This is a genomic window from Bacillus sp. FJAT-26390, from assembly GCF_001682865.1.
Taxonomy (GTDB): domain Bacteria; phylum Bacillota; class Bacilli; order Paenibacillales; family Paenibacillaceae; genus Pristimantibacillus.
Genome location: NZ_MAQX01000033.1, coordinates 134,499 through 152,803, shown reverse-complemented (window position 1 = coordinate 152,803; position 18,305 = coordinate 134,499). Strand labels below are relative to the sequence as shown.

Annotated in this window: 16 protein-coding genes; 15 read left to right on the top strand and 1 reads right to left on the bottom strand. The window is 49.8% G+C overall.

The annotated features are described in order from the left end of the window. The first annotated feature begins 86 nt into the window (after positions 1–86). From A7975_RS24955 to A7975_RS24910, 10 genes are all read left to right on the top strand, one after another. Positions 87–1,625: an efflux RND transporter periplasmic adaptor subunit gene (locus A7975_RS24955; protein ID WP_065386948.1), complete on the top strand. Its 1,539-nt coding sequence runs from the start codon at positions 87–89 to the stop codon at positions 1,623–1,625. Then, positions 1,622–2,383: an ABC transporter ATP-binding protein gene (locus A7975_RS24950; protein WP_065386947.1), complete on the top strand. Its 762-nt coding sequence runs from the start codon at positions 1,622–1,624 to the stop codon at positions 2,381–2,383. Before A7975_RS24955 ends, A7975_RS24950 begins: the two co-directional genes overlap by 4 nt. Then, positions 2,325–3,515: an ABC transporter permease gene (locus A7975_RS24945; protein ID WP_065386946.1), complete on the top strand. Its 1,191-nt coding sequence runs from the start codon at positions 2,325–2,327 to the stop codon at positions 3,513–3,515. Before A7975_RS24950 ends, A7975_RS24945 begins: the two co-directional genes overlap by 59 nt. A 125-nt stretch (positions 3,516–3,640) precedes the next feature. Continuing rightward, positions 3,641–4,840: a stage II sporulation protein D gene (spoIID, locus tag A7975_RS24940; RefSeq protein ID WP_065386945.1), complete on the top strand. Its 1,200-nt coding sequence runs from the start codon at positions 3,641–3,643 to the stop codon at positions 4,838–4,840. An 80-nt stretch (positions 4,841–4,920) separates the two neighbouring features. Next, on the top strand, positions 4,921–5,661 hold the full coding sequence (locus A7975_RS24935) for a M23 family metallopeptidase (RefSeq protein WP_053373788.1): 741 nt from the start codon (positions 4,921–4,923) through the stop codon (positions 5,659–5,661). A 191-nt stretch (positions 5,662–5,852) separates the two neighbouring features. Then, positions 5,853–6,140 (top strand): sporulation transcriptional regulator SpoIIID, encoded by a 288-nt coding sequence (gene spoIIID, locus A7975_RS24930; RefSeq protein WP_053373789.1) that lies wholly within the window; start codon positions 5,853–5,855, stop codon positions 6,138–6,140. Positions 6,141–6,264: 124 nt separating this feature from the next. Then, positions 6,265–7,257 carry a rod shape-determining protein MreB gene (gene mreB, locus A7975_RS24925; protein ID WP_053373790.1) on the top strand — a complete coding sequence of 331 codons (993 nt, stop codon included), beginning with the start codon at positions 6,265–6,267 and terminating at the stop codon, positions 7,255–7,257. A 167-nt stretch (positions 7,258–7,424) separates the two neighbouring features. Then, positions 7,425–8,288: a flagellar hook-basal body protein gene (locus A7975_RS24920; protein WP_053373791.1), complete on the top strand. Its 864-nt coding sequence runs from the start codon at positions 7,425–7,427 to the stop codon at positions 8,286–8,288. A 32-nt stretch (positions 8,289–8,320) separates the two neighbouring features. Then, a complete protein-coding gene (locus A7975_RS24915; RefSeq protein ID WP_053373792.1) occupies positions 8,321–9,163 on the top strand; it encodes a flagellar hook-basal body protein in 843 nt (280 codons plus the stop codon). 16 nt (positions 9,164–9,179) lie between these two features. Then, entirely contained in the window at positions 9,180–9,494 is a 315-nt protein-coding gene (locus A7975_RS24910; protein ID WP_231637354.1) for a DNA-directed RNA polymerase subunit beta, read from the top strand. A 135-nt stretch (positions 9,495–9,629) separates the two neighbouring features. Here the strand turns inward: A7975_RS24910 and A7975_RS24905 are convergent, their stop codons facing one another. Next, the gene (locus A7975_RS24905) at positions 9,630–11,840 is read right to left on the bottom strand and encodes an Ig-like domain-containing protein (RefSeq protein WP_065386944.1); all 2,211 of its coding nucleotides are present in this window, start codon (positions 11,838–11,840) and stop codon (positions 9,630–9,632) included. Positions 11,841–12,085: 245 nt separating this feature from the next. Here A7975_RS24905 and A7975_RS24900 point away from each other — a divergent pair, with 245 nt between their 5' ends. The 5 genes from A7975_RS24900 to csaB all read left to right on the top strand — a co-directional run bounded on the left by A7975_RS24900 (position 12,086) and on the right by csaB (position 18,304). Continuing rightward, positions 12,086–12,619, top strand: coding sequence for a CDP-alcohol phosphatidyltransferase family protein (locus tag A7975_RS24900; RefSeq protein ID WP_053373795.1), 534 nt, complete (start codon positions 12,086–12,088; stop codon positions 12,617–12,619). Positions 12,620–12,795: 176 nt separating this feature from the next. Next, entirely contained in the window at positions 12,796–13,227 is a 432-nt protein-coding gene (gene fabZ / locus A7975_RS24895; RefSeq protein ID WP_053373796.1) for a 3-hydroxyacyl-ACP dehydratase FabZ, read from the top strand. Between the two features lie 33 nt (positions 13,228–13,260). Continuing rightward, a complete protein-coding gene (locus A7975_RS24890; RefSeq protein WP_065386943.1) occupies positions 13,261–14,985 on the top strand; it encodes a phospho-sugar mutase in 1,725 nt (574 codons plus the stop codon). Between the two features lie 35 nt (positions 14,986–15,020). Next, positions 15,021–17,162 (top strand): DUF5693 family protein, encoded by a 2,142-nt coding sequence (locus A7975_RS24885; protein ID WP_065386942.1) that lies wholly within the window; start codon positions 15,021–15,023, stop codon positions 17,160–17,162. After that, positions 17,126–18,304, top strand: coding sequence for a polysaccharide pyruvyl transferase CsaB (gene csaB / locus A7975_RS24880; RefSeq protein WP_065386941.1), 1,179 nt, complete (start codon positions 17,126–17,128; stop codon positions 18,302–18,304). Before A7975_RS24885 ends, csaB begins: the two co-directional genes overlap by 37 nt. The last annotated feature ends 1 nt before the right edge of the window (position 18,305 follow it).

The following is an 18,305-nucleotide window of genomic DNA, read 5'->3' as shown; positions in this document are numbered from 1 at the left end:
AGGGAGCGAAAGCTTGTTCATCTTCCGTTCATTTTTGAATGCTATAGTCTATCTCACTAAGACCGATGGAGGGTGGATTAAAGCAAATGAAGAAATGGACGATAGGGCTCAGCATTGTTATTATTCTGGCTGCAGCCGGAGCAGGTGCCTATTATTTCTTTTTCGTTAAAGACAAGGAAGCGGCAGGGGTAACGCCTACGTCGCTGACCGTTGCTGCTACTAAAGGATCTATCGTAAAGCAGATTAGCGGAACCGGAACGGTAGCGGCTAATTCCAGAGAAACGGTGACTGCGGGCAAAAGCGGCACGATTGCGACTGTGAACGTCAAAAAAGGAGATAAGATCAAGGCAGGTCAAGTTCTTGTTACCTTTGAGGATACGAATGATAATGAAGACAAAGTGAAAACGATTGAAAAAAGCATTAAAAAGCTGCAGGAATCCATTGCAGATTATCAAGAAAGCTATAAGGAAGCGACAGGAACGGAAAGTGAAGAAGTTACAAAAAAATCTCTGCAAAAAAATATAGAAAGCGCGAATGACGAGATAGCGGATTACAACGACCAATTGCAGGATATTTATGCAGAGCAGGAAAAAGTGGAAAAAGCGGTGGTCGCTTCGATTGACGGAGAAATTACCGAGATGGATATTGAGGTCGGCGATGAGGTAAACTCCAATACGACAATAGCTACGATAGTGGACTATACGCTGCTAGAGTTTGTAACTTCTGTTGACGAACTCGATATTTCTAACGTAAAGGTAGGCCAAGCTGTAGATATTACATTAAGCTCGATTACGGATAAAACGATTGATGCAACGGTTTCCGACATCGCGCTGGAGGGCACCTCGAATAACGGTTCCTCTGCATTTGATGTAAGCATCCTTCTTAAGGACATTGAAGGCGTAAGAGTAGGCATGTCTGGCGAAGCGGCCATTACGATCGCTTCCAAAGAAAACATCGTGCTAGTGCCGGTAAATGCGGTTGTCGAGATGGGTAAACGTTCATTCGTTCGTATTCCGTCTGAAGAGGGCGGAGACGCTGCCGCTTCAGCGGAAGGCCAACAACAGGGACTAGCACCCGATCGGGCTGCAATGACGGGCGGCAATCAGCAAGGAAGCGCGGCCGGTCAAGGTGCGGCAAGCGGCGAGCGGCCAAACCGCGGAGCAGCCGGAGATGCAGCGGCAGCCCAAGGCACCCAAGGCACCCAAGGCACCCAAGGCACCCAAGGCACCCAAGGCACCCAAGGCACCCAAGGCGGTCGGAACCAAGCTGCAGCCGGTCAGGGTGCGCAAAGTGCGGCAGCTGGCGTCCAAGGCGGAGCATCCGCTGGAGGCGGCTTTGCAGCGGGAGGACGTGCCGGCGGACGGATGCCTAATGCGCTGGGAGGACAATTGGTTGAGGTGACGACGGGGCTAAGCAATGAGAATTTTGTGGAAATCGTATCCGGGTTGAAAGAGGGAGACAGCGTGCTTATTCCAATCGCTCAAGGAACGCCGGGCATGGGAACGAGCTCCCAAGAGACGACGATTCAGCGTGACGGCTTCCCTGCAGGCGGGGTTATGATGTTCCCCGGAGGCGGCGGAGGAATGGGCGGAGGCGGCATGCGCAGCACCGGTGGTGCGCGATGAGCATAAATCCAAACATCCCGCTGATTGAGATGACCAATATTACAAAATCCTATATGATGGCGCGCGAAAAAACGACGGTTTTGCATGAGGTTTCGCTAACGGTTAACCATGGAGACTTTTTGGCGATCGTAGGTCCATCCGGATCAGGCAAATCGACGCTAATGAACATTATTGGCTGCCTTGACCTGCCAAGCGAAGGCAGCTATAAGCTGGAAGGGCTTGAAGTAACGGGACAAAACGACAACAAGCTGACCGAAATGCGCAATAAGAAAATCGGATTTATTTTTCAAGGCTATCACTTGCTTCCCAAGCTTACGGCGTTGGAGAACTGCGAGCTCCCTCTTATCTATCGCGGCCTGCCAGGCAAGGAGCGGAGGAAGCGGGCCATGGAAGCGCTAGAGCGGGTGGGGCTTGGACAAAAGATGAACCACCGCCAAAATGAGCTGTCAGGCGGGCAGCAGCAGCGTGTCGGGATTGCGCGCGCCCTCGCTACTAACCCGCCGATGCTGCTTGCAGATGAGCCGACAGGAGCGCTCGATTCGAAGACGGGTTTGGAAGTGCTCGATATGATGGAGGAGCTGAACCGGGCAGGCCAGACGATCGTGCTGATTACGCATGATATGGAAATAGCAAGCCGGGCAAGACGTACGGTTATTATACGGGATGGGGTGTTGACGGAGCAGGAAAGGAGGGTCAGCCATGAAACTCTCGCAAGGACTCAAGATGGCAATAAAGAGCGTATTGTCCAACAAGCTTAGAACGATACTATCGATGCTCGGCATCCTGATAGGCGTTGCTACTGTCATTGCGCTGGTCGCCATGGGGAAGGCGTCTTCCAATGAGGTGGCCAAGCAGGTTTCCTCGCTAGGAAGTCCCAACTCCCTCTCCGTAACGATATTTGGACGCGGGACGGTTACGACGCTTTCCGTTGACGAAGCCAATGAGCTTGGGGACGTTGTCAACGTGGCGGGAGTGGCTCCGGTAACCAGCACGACAGGTTATGCGAAATACGGGAAAACGCAAGTATCCGTCACGGTGGAAGGGATTACGGCTGCGTACGAAGACGTTAAGGATTTTCCGGTTCAGGATGGCAGGTATATCTCCTCTCCTGATCTTAATAACAATACGAAGGTCGCGCTCATTGGCGTAGATACCGCAAAGGATCTGTTTGAGGATGAGGGTGAGGACCCCTCTGCGGCAGTCGGCAAAAAAATAACGATTAACGGCTATATTTTCACAATAGTAGGACTGCTTGAGTCGCAAGGCAGCTCGCTTACGGGATCGAACGACGAGAAAATATTAATTCCGGTGACAACCGCTCAAAAAATATTTAAAACAAGCGGCGTTTCTACAATTAACTTAAAAGTGACGGATACGGACCTCATGAAGGAAACCGTCACGGCTATTGAAGCCGTTCTTTATGAGAAATTCAGAGGGAACGAGAATGCGTACCGCGTCTTCAACCAAGAGGAAGCGATGAAGACGTTGAATTCTGTTAATGAAACGATGAACAGACAGCTTATTTATGTAGCGATCATTTCGCTTATCGTAGGCGGAATCGGCATCATGAACATCATGCTCGTGTCGGTAACGGAAAGGACGAGGGAGATCGGCATTCGGAAATCGCTTGGAGCTAAGAAGCGGGACATATTATTTCAATTCCTAGTAGAGGCTGTCTGTATAAGCGGACTGGGAGGCGCGCTAGGGATTGGGCTCGGATACGCTGCCTCTATCGTTATCGGATTGGTGATGCAGACAGAAACAGAGGTTCCTGGCGATACGGTATTGTTGGCTTTTGCTTTTTCTGCATTCGTTGGCGTGGTGTTCGGCTATTTGCCGGCGAATAAAGCGGCAAGCCTGCGGCCGGTTGACGCACTTCGCCACGATTAGCCATTTGGAGTTCTACCCTATCATTCAGACTCATAGAATGAACCATCAGGAACGGTTTAAGAGAGAACAGCCTGGCGCAAGCTGATTCCTGCTTTCTCTTACCGTCAAAGGTGGAAGGAGAGCTCATGAGTCGAAGGATAGGGAAGATTTCAATAGTTTCGATAATCGGTCGTTTGCGGACGAGCAGATGGATGGCGCTATTTGCAATCGGTGCCATGCTGGGTGCATCCATGCTGCTAGTAAGGCTATCGCTGAATGAGCTGAGAAATGTACAAGCGGCTCGAACTTTAACAGATGCCAGCGGCGTAAAGGACGGATTTCAAGCGGATCCCTCAGCGGGCATTGCGGATGGATCAGCAGATACGAAGCCGTCCAAGGGCGTGGATCAACCTCGGCAAACGGCTAAGCCATCCTCTAGCGAAACATCGCAAACGGAGACGTCAAGCGCACTTGATCATGTCACCGTCCGCGTCTATATGACGAAGGACAAAAGGATAGAGAAGGTTCCGCTGGAAACCTACGTCCGAGGTGTGGTCGCAGCGGAAATGCCAATCGATTTTGAGCTTGAAGCGTTGAAGGCGCAAGCGATTGCTGCACGCACCTATATGGTGCGGCGAATCGTTCAAGGAAACGACAGCGGAGTGCCTGTAGAGGGAGCCGATGTGACCGATACCATCGAGCATCAAGTATATATTCCTTTGGCGGAGCTCGCTCGGAAATGGCCAAAGAACGAGCAGAAGAAAAACATGGGCAAGCTGAATGAAGTGATCGCTCAGACAAAAGGAAAAATCATAACGTATAAAGGCGAGCCGATAGAGGCTTCTTTTTTCTCCACCAGCAACGGTTATACCGAAAATTCAGAGGACTACTGGAACCAAGAGATTCCTTATTTGCGGAGTGTGGCAAGCCCATGGGATGAAGCGATCTCTCCTCGATACAAAGAAACGGTGAAGTTGTCTTTAAACGATTTTTATAGCAAGCTTGGCGTGAGGAAGAAGGGCTCTGCCAAACCTTCGATTCGCGTGGTAGAGAAGACGGAAGGCAATCGCATAAGCAAGATCATCATAGGAGAAACCGCTTTTACAGGACGTGAAGTGAGAGAGGCGCTAGGTCTCGCATCCTCTCAATTCACGTGGAGCATCAAAGGAAGTGCCATTACGATTACAACCTATGGCTACGGGCATGGCGTCGGAATGAGCCAGTGGGGCGCAAACGGCATGGCTAAGACGGGAGCAAGCGCCGAGGATATTTTGGAACATTATTACTCTAGCGTTCAAGTGGAGCAAGCTTCAAAGCTTTCGAAACAGCTCTCTCGCCACTCGTAATTTAAATCTTTCAATTTTTCGTATTGCCTCACGTATAAACCTAGCAGATCTGGCAACAATGGCTAGTGAGGTGATAGAAAATGAATGATCAAAATCAAAGTAAACCGAAGCAAAAACCAGAAGAAACTCCCAAAACTGTTCTGGGAGGAACGTCTGCCGCCAAATCTAGCAGTGGATGGAAGAACCTTTTTGCAAAGCGATGGGTATCTCCAGCAATCTTCATGGCCGCGGCAGCAATTATCGTAACCTTAATGTGGATCTATCAGGGGGCCGATCAAGCGAAAACGACAACAGGAAAAACGGACCCTACTGAAGCTACACAAGGGGAAACGAAAGCGCCTGGCAAGGGTGAAGAAAATCCTGAAGTGGTACTTGGTGACGAATTGATGCAATGGCCAATCGCTAACAAAGCGGCTTTGAAGGAAGAACTTCCGTTTTATGATGAAAAATCAAGCGACGCGGAGCGCGAAGCTGCACTGGTTCAAGTGGGAGACACGTTCTCACCGCATATGGGTATCGACTTTGTTGACCCAAGCGGCCAAACCTTTGACGTACTTGCCGCACTTTCCGGTAAAGTCACTTATGTAAAGACTGAACCAACAAACGGCAACGTAGTTGAAATTACACATGAAGGCGGCCTTGTGACCGTGTACCAAAGCTTAACGGACATTCAGGTTGCTGAAGGCGATGATGTTACACAAGGCACTGTCATTGCAAAAGCTGGCCGGAACGATCTTGAACGCGACCTTGGCATTCACCTTCATTATGAAACACGCAACAATGGCAAGCCGATTAACCCAAGCTCATTGATTAAAGAGTAATGGCGGCTGGAGATTAACTTCTCCTCAAAAAAATAGGTCTTTAGACGTACAGGCAGGGAGCGATTCCCTGCCTGTTTTACGTTTTTATGAAAATTTATTCACATTCGGGCTTGTTAGGCTTGACCATAACGAATATATACGTGACCTACTCATATAATGTACCAAACTATCTCGAGTAGGGAGGCGGGAACGTGCACGATTACATTAAGGAGCGAACCATTAAAATAGGCCGCTGCATCGTGGAAACGAAGCACACGGTGCGTACGATTGCCAAGGAGTTCGGTGTATCCAAAAGCACGGTGCACAAGGACTTGACTGAGCGGCTTCCTGAAATAAACCCCGATTTGGCCGATCAGGTTAAGCACATTCTCGAATACCACAAATCAATCAGGCATCTGAGGGGGGGAGAAGCGACCAAGATTAAATACAAGAAAACGAGCACGAAGAAGCGTGAAGTACTCGCTGCTGGCAAGCTGTGAAGTTTTTTCTCGAATTATAGAGGAAATTTGTCTTTTTTGGCGAATAATAAACGTTAGCGGTTTCTGTGTCAAGGGAACCAAATGTACGTTTTGTAATTATTATTCGTTGGGGGACTTAAGCCTTATGTTGAGCAAGGATATTGGGATCGATCTTGGAACAGCCAATGTTTCCATTCATGTAAAAGGAAGAGGCGTTGTTCTCGATGAGCCTTCAGTCGTTGCGATTGAAAGCGACTCGAAGAAAGTGCTGGCTGTTGGTGAGGAAGCACATAGAATGGTAGGCCGGACGCCAGGCAACATTATAGCGATTCGTCCATTGCGTGATGGTGTTATTGCCGATTTTGAGATTACGGAAATTATGCTCAAAGCATTTATTGATCGTGTCGAGGGACGGAAATGGTTTAGCCGTCCCCGAATTCTTATTTGCGCGCCAACGAATATTACTTCAGTTGAGCAGAAGGCCATTCGCGAGGCTGCCGAGCGCAGCGGCGCAAAGGAAGTATTTCTCGAGGATGAGCCGAAAGCTGCCGCTATAGGGGCTGGAATGGATATCTTCCAGCCTAGCGGCAATATGGTCGTAGACATTGGCGGGGGCACAACGGATGTGGCCGTTCTTTCTATGGGCGACGTTGTGACCGCCTCTTCTATTAAAGTCGCAGGGGACAAGTTCGATGATGCGATCATGAAGTTTATCAAGAATAAATACAAGCTTCTGATCGGTGAGAGAACGAGTGAGGATATTAAAATTAAGATCGGTACGGTACTTGAGGGCGGACGCCAAGAGGAGATCGACATTCGCGGCCGTGACATGGTATCTGGGCTTCCGCTTACGTTGACGATTCGTTCCGGCGAAGTCCGCGAGGCGCTTTGGGACCCGGTAATGTCGATCGTATCTGCGGCTAAGGCTGTGCTTGAGCGCACGCCGCCAGAGCTGTCTGCCGACATTATTGACCGCGGCGTTATTTTGACGGGCGGAGGCGCTTTGCTTGGCGGGCTTGATGCATTGCTGGCAGAGGAGCTTAAAGTTCCGGTGCTCATTGCGGAAGATCCGATGCACTGCGTGGTCAAAGGGACTGGCATCCTTCTAGATAACTTGGACAAGCTCGGGAAGAAGTAAGGGCAGGAGCGGCCATGTATGAATTTGCGCGGGTAGGGAGCCTTAGGGGGGCGCAGCCGAGGCGTAAATGAGTCATTGGTCGCAGGACAAGCTATTCAGGCAGCCTTGCTTTCAACCGATAACATATATAGGAAGTTGGAAGGCAAGCGGCCAAGGGGGTAACAACTATGTTAAGAGGATTATATACCGCAGCGTCGGGCATGATTTCTCAGCAGCGAAGACATGATACGGTAACGAATAATATTTCCAACATAAACACGCCTGGTTATAAGCAGACGAATGCGGTGACCCGTTCTTTTCCGGAAATGATGCTGTCATTGACTGGAGCGGGCCCTGAGAGCGTCGACAAGATCGGGAAGCTGACAACCGGCGTATTTGCGGAAGAGAGCTTATCCATTCATTTGCAGGGCGATCTCATGCAGACGAACAATTCGTCTGATTTTGCGCTGATTTCGAACATCGAATTAAACGGGCTGTCCTTTGACGCATCCGGCAAAAATGTCGCGCCAGACGGCACGGTCACTTTCCAGCCGCAAGCCTTTTTTACCGTTCAGGATCAAAATGGCGATATAAGATATACGCGGGGCGGGAAATTTACGCTAACGGAGCAGGGCTTCCTTATGGCAAGTGATGGCTCGAACGTGCTCGGTGCAGATGGCCGGCCTATTCAGATGCCTGTTGGCGTAGGTCTAGAGAGTCTAAAATTGACAAACGATCAACGTTTTCTTGATGTAAATGGACAGGATATTGGCGTTCAACTGCTAATTAGCCGGGTCGATAATCCGAATCTGCTCGTACGCGAAGGGAACGGAAGCTTTAGATTCGCCACAGCGGACGGTGCGGCAGTTGCGGTTGCTCCAGGTGAGCGTGTCGAGGTAAGGCAAGGTTACGTAGAGCGTTCGAACGTCGATACTGCGCAAGCGGCTGTAGACCTTATGTCAGCGCTCCGGGCATATGAAGCGAACCAAAAGGTTATTCAATTTTATGATCAGAGCTTGAGCAAAGCAGTTAATGAAGTAGGTCGCGTATAACAGCAGGCTGAAGCAGCGGAGGTGCACGAAGCATGAACAGTTCAATGATTAACGCAATGGTATCGATGAATGGGCTTCAGCAGAAGCTAGATTTGCTTGCAGATAATATCGCTAATGTGAATACCGTTGGCTACAAGCGGAAAGAAGCTACCTTTGAGGATCTTCTAACGAACTTAAGAAACCAGCCCGAAGCGTTTAATCAGCCTGGCCGTCTTACGCCTATGGACTTTACGCAAGGTTGGGGCTCGCGAATGACGATGGTTCAGCCGAATCTATCGCAAGGTCCCATGCAGGGAACGAATAAAGAAACCGATCTTGCGATTGAAGGAAACGCATTGTTTGAAGTCGAGGTGGACGACGCCGGCAACCGCGGATACACGCGCAATGGCGCCTTTCAGTTGACGGTCGGTGCAAACGGTGATACGATTTTGGCAACGGAAGACGGATATCCGGTCGTTGCGAATGTTAAAGACCCTCTGACGGGTAACGTCGTAGAGGGCAATATTGTTGTGCCTCAAGGTTTCAGCCTGCGAGTTAATCCAGATGGAACCGTGCTTGGGGTCTCGTCTGACCGCACCATCGAGCTTGGCAGCATTAAGCTGCTGCAAGCTTCGCGTCCGGCAGCGCTGACTGCGGTTAATGACAACTTATTTGTTATTGCTAACGGCATCAATGCTGGAGATGTGGTGCAGCAGATCGTACCCAATTCGGAAAATCTCATCACGTTGCGCCAAGGCTATTTGGAGCAATCGAATGTTGAGCTAACGGACGAGATGACCGAGCTTATTAATGTGCAGCGCGCTTATCAACTGGCGGCTAGAGCGTTATCGTCAAGCGATACGATGATGAGCCTGACAAACGGGCTGCGCGCATAAGGATAGGATGATGTTGATGAGTATGGCCGATGAACGAATCGACCGCGAAGCAAGCGGGGTCGGGAGTCAAGCTGAAGAGAGCGGCTCCGGGAGGAAGAAGCGCAAAAGTCGCGCGAAGGCTGACGGGAGCTCTGAGAAGAAGCAACGGCCCAAAGGAGTAAGGGTGCTGCTGTGGTTTTTACGCAAAAGCATCGTACCGCTCATTATGGTTATTATGCTTGTTGCAGGCCTATATGTTGGTTACGTAGTGGTGGGCAAGCAGCCTAACGAAGAAGTGTTCAGCTGGGCCACCTGGCAGCATCTCTATGACCTGGTATTTGCTGATTCTTAATAATCATACGATAAAAAGGTTGTCTATCCAGCGGTATTTGCGGCGTGGCGGGCGGCCTTTTTTTGTTTGGGCAAAAATGAAAAAAAGCAGATCAGGGCTCTCGCCTTTGATCTGCTTTTTTTGCTTATTCGAGAACTATTTTACCGTTACCCGAATGGTTACGCTCTTGCCAGCATAGGTTGCTTTAATGGATGCGGAGCCTTTGCCGACTGCAACGATTTTGCCGCCTACTACGGTCGCTACGCTAGCTTTGGATGAAGTCCATACTGCAGCATCTGTCGCGTTAGTCGGGTTGCCGGTTGTGAAATTAGCTTGCAGCTTAGCGGAATAAGTCCCGCCAGGGCTTAGCTGTACCGATTTGCTTGAAAGAACAAGCGATTTTAGCTTCGGCGACACAATGATGGGAACAACAACCGTTTTGCCTTGGTAGGAGCCCGTGATTTTTGTAGTGCCGATAGCTATAGCTTTTACGGAAGTACTGCTTACACTAGCGATGTCCGGATTTCCGGACTCCCAGTTCATTTTTGAACCAAGGGAAACTTGCTTGCCGCTCTTGTAGTAGCCTGTAACTTTAATTGATTTGGATCTGCCGGGATAAAGATCGAGAGCGGTAGGCTCAACGACGAGCTTCACGATCTCCTCTTCAACCTTTACGCGGACGGTTACGCTCTTGGTCAAGTAAGTGGCTGTTAGAGTGACGCTGGACACCTCTAGGCCCTTCATTACCGTATCCTTCAAAACGATATCCTCAGACGTTGTTTTCCATTTGACTCTGCTTGAGATGTCTTCTTCATCCCCATCTTCATTCACGACGGTTACAGAAGGGTATGGCGTTTCTTTTCCTAAAATAATGCTAAGATCCTTCACGCTTGCGATCAGCTTCAACGGCTTCACATGAACGATTAATTTTACTTCGGCTTTATACCCTTGCACGGTAGCCGTCAGTGTCGTTTCGCCGAGCGCTTTGGCTGACCATTGCCCGTCTTTGATGATCGCGATCTTCTCGTCTTTGGACGTCCAGGTTACGATTTTTGAAACATCGACCTTAGAGCCGTCAAACGTTGTTGCCATAACTTTAGGAAGGTCGCCGCTCATCTCATTAAAGCCATCGATGGTTTCGGTCTCTACGCTTAGCTCGCTTACTGTAGGGTAGACTGTAATGTCGATGCTGCGGCTAACGCCTTTGTGGCTTGCAGTAATTTTAGTTGAACCAACAGCCTTAGGCGTAACCTTGCCTTCCTTGACGGTAGCGACTACGACGTTCGAGGACGTCCAATCCGCAGCCTGGGTTACATCATCTGTAGTGCCTGAGTTATTTTGCACTTCAGCTTTTACTTGAATCCCATCACTCTGCAAAAGCAGGTGATATTCCTTCTCGGGCGTTAATCTAATCGATTGGAAAGCCGCGCGAACGACAACATCGATAGAAGCGGATACGCCCTTATGGGATACTGTAATCGTTGTTTTGCCGATGCCTACCGCAGTGACAACACCTTTTTTAACGGTTACGACCTTTTCATTGGCGCTCACCCATTTGGCTGCATCCGTGACGTTAAGTGTTTCGCCTGTCTTCACAACGACGGATGCTGTTAATGTCTTGTCTTCTGAGCCCATATCGAACTGGACTAAATTGCCGGAATCTCCTGCTCCAATTGCAATCGATTTGTAAGGTGAGGATACATTAAGTGTAATGGAATCGGATTTGCCTTTCAGCTTGGCAGAAATCGTAACGGTCCCGACGCCTAACAGGGTAACCGTTCCTTCATCTACGGTTGCAATAGCAGAATTTGAAGTCGTCCAAACGGCTTCCCTTGTAACATTCTCGTCGGGAGTACTTGCTTTTGTACCGTCAAGAATGAAGGCCAAAGGTTGCCCGATTTCAATATCTTGCGTTGTCGGTGCGACCGTTCCGTTTAGATACTTCAGAACAACGGAGTCATACACATAATCGGATGTCGCTTTGATGGAAGATGTGAAGCCTTTATAAGTAGCGCTAATTGTCGCCGTGCCTTTGCCGACAGCTGTTAATACGCCTTTATCCACTTTGACGAGAGCTGTATTGGACGATTTCCATGTTACATCCGCAGTTACATTTTTGTTAGTTGCGCCTGAAATAAGGGCAAACACGGATAAATTGACCTTGTCATCCTCAACGAATACTTTGAGCGAAGATGTGCTGTTGTTGTAATCATCTGGATCATAAGAAAATTCGATGCCGGTTACGGTCTCCTCTGCCGCGTTTACTATTCCGGTAAGCGAAGTCATGACGATTGCGAATGCCAGCGCTGCTGCCAGCCACCTACGAGTTTCTTTTAACGATTTGCCAAAGCGTAAACTAAAATTCACTACATCCCTGTCCTTTCTTGGTTAAAGTAAATGGTCTTCTATTAATAACGGTAAAGAGATGGCGAAAATGAAGAACAAAGGTATAATATGGTAATAAAACTTTTGCGAAAGAGGCAGGATGGGGCGACTGATGCATAAAAACTCGGCTTTCTCGGACCAGCGACAGTTTTATTTTTAGGGGAGGTAGTTGTATAATAGTTGGGAACCATGGTGGACGTCAGTAATAGGTAGAGGAGCGTGCGAGTTTGAATCTGCCGAATCTATTAACATCATTGCGTTTTGTATTGATTCCCGTGTACATTGCGGTATTCGTAAATGGGCATATGATACCCGCTTTCTTGATTATGGTTGCTGCAGGCATTACCGATGTGCTGGATGGTTATATCGCGCGCAGAAGCGGCCAGGTTACGATGGTAGGCATTATGCTCGATCCGCTCGCTGACAAGCTGATGCTCATAACCGTTATTGTATCGTTGCTCATTTCCGGCCATATTTCGTGGGCGGCGGCAGCAGCGATGTTTTTGCGCGATCTAGGTATGATAGCTGGAGGATTGTTTTCTCATTTTCGAGGAAAGAAGACAGTGCCGGCGAATTGGATGGGAAAGCTGACAACCGTGTTGTTCTATGTGGCGATTATGCTCATCTTCTTTGAAGCGCCAAATGCCCATTCGTATTTATGGGCGGTTATTGCCTTTTCGTTCATTACTTCTATTATGTATGTCGTTATGTTTAAGGCGCTCAATAAAGCTGCCCCGGGAACGCCGACCGGGCATTCATGATCTACCTAGGCTTCTACATATGAACAAAGAGGCTTGGCGAAGGACACTTCTGGTCCAAGCAGCCAAGCCCCTTATCTTAACCTCCATAAACTGCAGTTTTATGAGGGATATGCTTAGTGTCGTACAATTACACCGTTTTTATACTACTCAACCTTTGAAAGGGGCTTTTTTCTAACATGTTGGACATTAATCAAATTCAAGAAATCATTCCGCACCGCCCGCCGTTTCTGCTAATCGATCGTATTTTGGAGGTTGAGCCAGGCGTAAGAGCAGTCGGTTTGAAAAATGTTACGATGAACGAGCCTTACTTTGCAGGTCACTTTCCCGGCTATCCGGTTATGCCTGGCGTACTTATAGTAGAAGCGCTTGCGCAGGTCGGAACAGTTGCAATGCTTATGATTGAAGCGAATCGCGGCAAGCTGGGCTTTTTTGCGGGCATTGACGGTTTCCGTTTCCGCGGGCAAGTAAAGCCTGGAGACACGCTGACGCTTGAAGTGCAAATAACCAGGCTCAAGGGTTCTATCGGCAAAGGGCAAGGAACAGCAAGAGTAGGCGATCAAATCGTTGCCGAAGGCGAGCTAATGTTTGCTTTATCAAATCCTTCATAAATTAAAAATGATGAATGAGAGAGGCTGATAATTATGACAACTCCAACTAATGATACTGTTATTGCTAAATATGAGGCTTGGCTTAATGATCCGCTTATCGATACAGCGACGAAGGAAGAGCTTCGCGGCCTTGAAGGGCAAGAGAAGGAAATTACGGATCGTTTCTATCGTGACCTTGAGTTCGGTACGGGGGGCTTGCGCGGCGTGATGGGCGCAGGGACAAACCGTTTGAACGCCTATACAGTCGGCAAAGCGACGCAAGGACTTGCCAATTGGCTGCTTGCAGGCGCATCAGCCGAAGCTGCGCCGTCGGTTGTCATTGCGCATGACTCCCGTAACTATTCGCCTGAATTTGCGCTTGATGCTGCGCTTGTGCTTGCAGGCAACGGCATTGTCACTTATTTGTTCTCTGCGCTTCGTCCGACACCTCAGCTTTCCTATGCGGTGCGCGAGCTAAAGGCCTCCAGCGGTATCGTTATTACGGCTAGCCATAATCCGCCTGAATATAACGGCTACAAAGCATACGGCTCTGACGGCTGCCAGCTCATCCCTGAGGAAGCTGAACAAGTGATTTCAGCGATCAGCCAAATTGCTGGTTTCGATGAAGTGAAAAGGGTAAGCCGCGAGGAAGCGGAAGCAAAAGGCTTGCTTCGCTGGCTTGGCGAGGAAGCCGATCAACAATATATCGATACGGTAGTTGCACAAAGCTTAAATGCGGATCTGATTAAAGGTGGAATCGGCGAAAAGTTTAGCGTCGTGTTTACGCCGCTGCATGGGACGGGCAATATGCCCGTACGTGAAGTGCTAAAAAAAGTCGGCTTCAACAATGTCCACATCGTTCCCGAGCAGGAGCAGCCAGACGGCTATTTCAGCACGGTGAAATCGCCTAACCCCGAAGAGCGGGAAGCGTTCACGCTGGCGATTAAGCTTGCGCAGGAGGTGGATGCCGATATCATTATCGGTACGGACCCCGATGCCGACCGAATGGGCGCTGTGGTGAAAAACAACGAGGGCGAATATGTGGTGCTTACGGGCAACCAATCCGGTGCGCTGATGGTTCATTATGTGCTTAGCCAGTTGAAGGAGCGCGGCCAACTGCCAGCCAATGGCGTAGTCGTTAAAACAATCGTGACTAGCGAGCTCGGCGCGGAGATTGCCCGCTCGTACGGGGCAGCCGTTGAGAACACGTTAACCGGCTTCAAATATATCGGAGAAAAAATGACCCGCTATGAGCAAACAGGCGAGCGTTCTTTCTTGTTTGGCTATGAAGAGAGCTATGGTTATTTAACGGGAACCTATGCGCGCGATAAAGATGCTATCGTTGCTGCGTTATTGATTTCGGAAGCTGCGGCATACTATAGCAGCCAAGGAAAAACATTATATGACGTGCTGCTTGAGCTCTACGCAAAGTTTGGCTTCTACTTAGAAGGGCTAGAGTCACGCACGCTTAAAGGCTTTGACGGGGTACAAAAAATCGGTGCCATTATGGATGATTGGCGCCAAAATCCGCCAGCAGAAATTAGAGGCGTTAAGGTAGAGCGTGTGCTCGATTACGGCAAGGGCCAAGACGGGCTTCGCCCAGAAAACGTATTGAAATATTTGCTTGAGGACGGCTCATGGTTCTGCTTGCGTCCATCCGGTACGGAGCCGAAGATCAAGGTTTATTTTGCGGTCAAGGGCGAGTCGAACGATTCTGCTTCTGCTGCGCTGCAAACGTTGAAGACAGCCGTTATGGAACGGGTAGACCGAAACGAATAGAACGATAATCAACCTGTTTAGAACGGAGGAATTACGTGTTTTTACGTTGGCAGCAATGGAATCGGCGGGCAAGGTTTGTATTATGGGTAATTGCAATAATAGGGGTAGCGGCAGCATTGCCGCTCGGCGCCGTCCGTATGGAAATGGAGAAATCATCGAAGCAAGTGGAGTATGTGTTTGATTATCGGGATATTGCCGAGGTAGCTGAGAAGCAGGCTAGGCCGCTATCTTTCCTGACGGAGAAGCTAGCGTTGCTGAAGGAATCCGGCATTACGACGATGGCCGTCTATGAGAGCTCGCTTAAGGAACTGCAATTATCGGGCAGATTGACGTATTACAGCTCAAGGGATGCAGCCATGCTGCAAGGCAAGTTTGAAGCTGTCGGCCAGAACTTTACTTATATTTTATTTAGTGGACCTAAGGAAGAAGAGCTGATCGGGCCAATTGTCCGCAAAGCATTCGATCGTTCGGAAGCGGTATACAGCGATTGGTCATTCGGCGGACGCAACGGCATTGTCGTTGAGATTCCGATTGCGGAAGCGATTATGAAAACGTTGGATTTTGACCCGATGTCGCTGCAAACGATCCACGACGCAGGCCTAGGCATATTGCCGCGTTTCTCTGACCGCGTTAAGCCTTACAACCAAGCGGATACAGAAGAGGTTCTTGCGAATTTAAAAGGCTACGGCGTAAATCGCGTATTGTTTGATGGCGATAAAGTAAAGGGCGCATCCGATCAAGCGACGGATAACAGCCTTACTAAATTCGGCGAGCTGTTAAAAAAATACGATATGGGCGTTGCCGTAATCGAAAATTTAAAAAAACCGCAAGAAGGCATAAATAAATTAGCATATATTACAAACTATAATGCAGTAAGGTTATATTCCTTGTCGGAGACCGATGGGATGACCATGACGACAAGCGCGATTTCGGACCGTTTTCTTTTGGCGGCAAAAGACCGGAATATCCGTATGTTTTTCATTAACGGCATGGTAGAGTCAAATACCGAAAAAGCTAAAGTCGTTCATTCCTTGGACAGGCTTGCAGAAGCGATGAGCGCAGAAGACGGCGTGGTCGCGAAGCTTTCGAAGGATGGCTTTACGCCAGGTACGCCAAAACCGTTCGACTATGATCCGCCATCATGGAATAAGCCGGTGCGGGCAGTGGTTGCCTTGGGTGCAATTGCTCTCATCGCCTTGCTGGTTGGCGCGTTCATTCCCGGCGTATATATTCCAGTCTTTGCAATCGGCCTTGTCGGAAGCGCAGGCTTGTATAAGCTCAATAGCTCGATCATGGAGCAAGGGCTTGCTCTAGGTGCGGCAATCGCAGCTCCTACGCTCGCGCTTGTATGGGTGATGAACCGGATTTATGCCCGTACGGTTGGCGATCGGCGCGTCATTGGCGGACCTAATTGGTCTGTGGGCCGCAGCCAGCAAGGACAAGCTCCACAGCCAGGCGCCATCTATGAGAATGGCTCCCGCATGAAATGGCTGTTCCCTGCATTGTCCACGGGAAGGCGTTTTGGACTGGCGTTGAACTGGTTTATCGTAGCTACATTGATCTCGCTAATGGCCGTTCCTATTTTATTCGGATTGTTGAATAACATTACGTACAATTTGAAGCTGGAGCAATTCAGAGGTGTGGGCTTGCTTCATTTGGCACCTATAGCACTCGTTGCTATCTATGTGTTGCTATACAACAGTCAGATTACTGTGGGTAGATTGAAAGCACTGCTTACGAAGCCAATAACGTTGACATGGATTATTTTGGCGGCAGTGATCGGAATCATCGGCTACTACTATCTGTCTCGTACAGGCAACAGCGGACAAGTATCGTCCATTGAGCTGGTTATTCGCCGCTTTTTGGAATCAACCGTTGGCGTGCGGCCGCGCTTCAAAGAGTTCTTGCTCGCGCATCCGCTATTGCTGCTGGGACTTTTCCTATCGCTGAGATACCGCGCAGCATGGCTGCTTATCATTATCGGCTCGATTGGACAGCTGTCGATGGTTGATACGTTCGCGCATCTTCATACGCCGCTCTACATTTCAATCATTCGAGTACTGCTCGGATTGGGTGTAGGCGCAATTATAGGCTGTATTTTGATCGTGGCATGGCAGATCGTGGAAGGGGCAATACGTAAATGGGCACCGGCAATCGTTCGCAAATTCGTCGAATAGTAATATCGGGCTATTATGGCTTCAGCAATAGCGGTGACGAAGCGGTGCTCAGATCGATATTGCTTGCATTGGAGGAAGAAGGAGCGGCGCAGGGCGTTCGGATTGAACCGATCGTCCTGTCGGCTGATCCAGCGTGGACAAGCCAGATGTATGGCGTTGAATCCGTAAGGCGAATGCACCCAGCTGATTTATGGAAAGCGCTGCGGGGCAGCGATGGTCTGATTAGCGGAGGCGGCAGTCTCTTGCAGGATGCTACCAGCGCCAAAACGATTCCTTATTATACGGGAGTCATGAAGCTCGCACAGATGCTTGGCAAGCCTACATTTGCATATTCGCAGGGAATTGGCCCTGTGAATCGCCGCTGGATGGACCCTCTCATCCGCAGCGTCATGAAGCGCAGCGCGTATGTATCCGTACGCGATGCAGAATCCGCTGCTTTGCTGGGACGAATTGGCGTTCCGGCGGAGCAGATCGAGGTTGTTCCCGATCCGGTTATGGGCTTGCCGCTGCCGGGAGGCGCGCATGCTGAAGTTCAGCTCAGCTTGCAGGCCGGGCAAGCCTCGGCTCCACCAAGTGCGGAAGCTCCGCCGCTAGTCGGCGTGTCGCTGCGCCACTGGCGCAGCGACGGCGCCGATCTCGCCCGCGCCGTCGAAGCGCTAGTCGCGCTGTCGAAGCGCATGCCTGTCCGGCTGCGCTTCCTGCCGTTCCACACCCCCTCCGACCAAGAAACGTCGGAGCAGGTGATGGAACGGCTGCGCGGCAGGCTCGGCTCCGGCTCCACCGCCGAGCTGGCCGCCCCCGGCGACGACCCGCAGCAAATGCTGCTTGAGGTCAGCCGGTGCGACGCTTTGTTCGGCATGCGCCTCCATGCGCTCATCTATGCAGCAGGCCAAATGGTTCCCATGCTTGGCCTCTCATACGATCCCAAAATCGATCAGTTTCTGAATCGATTAGGGCTAAGTGCAATCGGCACGACGGAGTCGCTGGATGCCGAAGCTTTTGCAGACGCGGCAAGCTCGCTGCTGGCGGACAAGGCTGGCTGGCAAGCGAAGCATAAGCCTGCAATCGACCTTTTAAAACAACAATCGCAAAAACCGGCGCAACAAATCGTAAATTTATTGCGTCATAACATATCGAGGTGAG

Excerpts from the sequence above, each read along its gene's own strand:
- A7975_RS24890 (WP_065386943.1), top strand. The coding sequence starts at position 13,261 with ATGACAACTCCAACTAATGATACTGTTATTGCTAAATATGAGGCTTGG.
- A7975_RS24910 (WP_231637354.1), top strand. The coding sequence starts at position 9,180 with ATGAGTATGGCCGATGAACGAATCGACCGCGAAGCAAGCGGGGTCGGG.
- mreB (WP_053373790.1), top strand. The coding sequence starts at position 6,265 with ATGTTGAGCAAGGATATTGGGATCGATCTTGGAACAGCCAATGTTTCC.
- A7975_RS24945 (WP_065386946.1), top strand. The coding sequence starts at position 2,325 with ATGAAACTCTCGCAAGGACTCAAGATGGCAATAAAGAGCGTATTGTCC.
- A7975_RS24920 (WP_053373791.1), top strand. The coding sequence starts at position 7,425 with ATGTTAAGAGGATTATATACCGCAGCGTCGGGCATGATTTCTCAGCAG.
- A7975_RS24915 (WP_053373792.1), top strand. The coding sequence starts at position 8,321 with ATGAACAGTTCAATGATTAACGCAATGGTATCGATGAATGGGCTTCAG.
- fabZ (WP_053373796.1), top strand. The coding sequence starts at position 12,796 with ATGTTGGACATTAATCAAATTCAAGAAATCATTCCGCACCGCCCGCCG.
- A7975_RS24955 (WP_065386948.1), top strand. The coding sequence starts at position 87 with ATGAAGAAATGGACGATAGGGCTCAGCATTGTTATTATTCTGGCTGCA.
- A7975_RS24935 (WP_053373788.1), top strand. The coding sequence starts at position 4,921 with ATGAATGATCAAAATCAAAGTAAACCGAAGCAAAAACCAGAAGAAACT.
- A7975_RS24950 (WP_065386947.1), top strand. The coding sequence starts at position 1,622 with ATGAGCATAAATCCAAACATCCCGCTGATTGAGATGACCAATATTACA.
- spoIID (WP_065386945.1), top strand. The coding sequence starts at position 3,641 with ATGAGTCGAAGGATAGGGAAGATTTCAATAGTTTCGATAATCGGTCGT.
- csaB (WP_065386941.1), top strand. The coding sequence starts at position 17,126 with ATGGGCACCGGCAATCGTTCGCAAATTCGTCGAATAGTAATATCGGGC.